2 protein-coding genes and 1 pseudogene are annotated in these 2,496 nt (G+C 61.3%); all 3 read left to right on the top strand.

Annotated features, from left to right (window positions below; translation table 11 throughout):
• Nucleotides 1-684, top strand: a 684-nt coding sequence (locus tag A2J01_RS05745) for a serine hydrolase domain-containing protein (RefSeq protein WP_156519190.1), incomplete at its 5' end; no start/stop codon positions are given.
• Between the two features lie 228 nt (nucleotides 685-912).
• Complete coding sequence (locus A2J01_RS05750) at nucleotides 913-2,097, top strand: serine hydrolase domain-containing protein (RefSeq protein ID WP_007733647.1); 1,185 nt, start codon at nucleotides 913-915, stop codon at nucleotides 2,095-2,097.
• 99 nt (nucleotides 2,098-2,196) lie between these two features.
• A pseudogene (locus A2J01_RS05755) lies at nucleotides 2,197-2,496 on the top strand (hypothetical protein); the annotation flags it as partial.

Raw genomic sequence — 2,496 nt, forward strand, 5'->3', positions numbered from 1 at the left:
AACTACAGCAACTACCTGGAAGACGAAGTCCGATACTACGACCCACGCGAACTTCTCGACATCGCGCTCGAACATCCTGCCGACTTCGCCCCCGGAACGAGTTGGAAGTACAGCAACACCAACTACGTCCTCGCTGGCCTACTCGTACAGAAGATCACTGAAAAACCCCTCGCCGAGGAGATGAACCGGCGAATCTTCGCGCCGATCGATCTGCAGCACACATACTTTCCTGAACCATACGACGAGAAGATCTCGGAACTTCACCCCCGCGGCTACTACCGGGAGTCATCGGACGCGCCTCCCGTCGACATCACAGAGATAGACCCCTCGTGGGGATGGGCCGCAGGGCAATTGATCTCCACCACCTCGGACCTCAACCAGTTTCTCCACGCACTCCTCGACGGACGACTGCTCCCCGCAGCCCAACTCGACCAGATGCGCACTACCGTCCCCGCGGAGGAAACCTTCGGACCCGATGCCCGCTACGGACTTGGATTGGTCAGCCGCCCGCTACCGTGTGGCGGCCTGTCCTGGAGCCACGGCGGCAGTTTCCCTGGATACGAGACACGCGGGGGCGCTACCGACGACGGACGCGAAGCGAACATCGCGGTCAGCATGCAAGTAGTCGACGACGCCACCCGGAGAAAACTCGAACACGCGGTGGATATCGCCCTTTGTCGCTGAGGCCTCCTGTCAATCACCAAAGGCCGCCTACTCCGAAATAGCTCGTCAAACCGACAGTATCGGCCGCGAGACGCCGGACTCCGAGGTGCAGCCAGCTACACCCCGTACGCTCCGGCACGCACCCCCGAGAGACTGCACTTCGCACCATGGAGGACGCGTACGCACGTCAATACTGTTCTCTGCATGTGGAACTCACCACGAGATTCGACGAACAGGAGACCACAACCAATGACCACCCTTCGACGTCGCCCCCTGCTCACCGTGCTTCCGGCAGTCACCGCTGCAGCCCTCATATTGGGCGTGAGCGGATGTGGTGACACCACTGACTCCACTGATTCCACTCGGCAAAGCGACGCTGCCGTGCAACAGGCGCTCGACGGCGTCATCGAGCAGGGGATCCCCGGCGCACAACTCGTGATCTCCGACCCGTCGCGGGGCACTCGCATCATTCGTGCAGGAATGGGAAACACCGCCACCGGCGAGCCTATCCCCGATGATGCGCGGGTCCGAATCGGCAGCAACACAAAGGCCTTCGTCTCGACCGTCGTCATGCAACTCGTCGACGACGGACTGCTCGACCTCGATATGAGCATCGAGCACTACCTGCCCGGAACGGTCGTAGGCAACGGGAACGACGGCAACCGAGTCACCATTCGAGATCTCTTGCAGCACACCAGTGGACTGACGGACTACCTCGCCGCCGGCGGAGCACGGCCGGAAGACATCAAGCCCGGCCAGCTGCTGGTGGGGACAAGCGCACAACCACCGGAGCACTTCTCCCCCACTGAACTGGTCGATATCGCGATGTCTCTTCCACCCGGCCCGGCAGCCAAAGACAAGGCTGTCTATTCGAACACGAACTACATTCTGCTCGGGATGCTCATCGAGAAGGTCACAGGACGCCCTGCCGCGCAGGAGATCACCACCCGCATAATCGATCCGCTCGGACTGATGGACACCTATTTTCCCGCCTCCCGCGAGACACAGATCCGCGGTTCTCATGCACAGGGCTATCACCCGATTGACGGCATTCAGGTCGATGTCACCGATGGCGACGTGTCGTGGGCCGACACCGCAGGTGCGATGGTCGCAACGGGCGCCGACCTCAACACTTTCTTCACGGCTTTGCTACGCGGCGATCTCGTCTCGAATGACAGGCTCGCCGAGATGAAACACACCGTGCCGTTCGACAGGAGCCCGCAGGACAGCTACGGACTCGGACTAGTCCGCGTGAACAGCTCCTGCGGGAAGGAGATCTGGGGTCACGGCGGCGGAATTCCCGGCTTCGGCACCTCGGGCGGAGTCGATACCACAGGACGCGCTGTGACTCTCACCCTCAATCACATCCCGATGAGCGAGGACGCCTTCGTAGCAGCACAGCGAGTTGTCGACGCAGCGATGTGCGAGAAGTGAAGGAAACATGTTCGTGCACGACTTCGCACGCAACATCGAACAACAATTCTTCCCGAGCGAACGATGTCCCGAACCTACCAATCCTCAGGAGTTCTACTGATGCGTAACAATATTCGAAAGGGCTTCCCTTCCTCAGATCGCCGGCAGGACCGCAAACGGCACCGGACCTTTTCGGTCGTTGCCGCGGCGGCCCTCGGTGCCATGACGCTGGCGTCCTGCTCGCCGTCATCCGCCCTCAGTCCCGATACCGTCGGTTCTTCCTCCACCGAGTCCGACGCGGTTCAACGCTCCCTCGACGCGCTGGTGAGCGAGGACGGACTACCCGCCGCCCTCGCAAGCATCCAAGACCGAAACGGCAACTCCCACAACTACACCGCAGGAGTCGGTGACCTGACCACC

It is taken from the genome of Rhodococcus sp. EPR-134 (assembly GCF_001647205.1).
In the GTDB taxonomy this organism is placed as follows: domain Bacteria; phylum Actinomycetota; class Actinomycetes; order Mycobacteriales; family Mycobacteriaceae; genus Rhodococcus_F; species Rhodococcus_F qingshengii.

Bases quoted from the DNA above. Each gene is read 5' to 3' on its own strand.
- A2J01_RS05750 (WP_007733647.1), top strand. From the start codon at position 913: ATGACCACCCTTCGACGTCGCCCCCTGCTCACCGTGCTTCCGGCAGTC.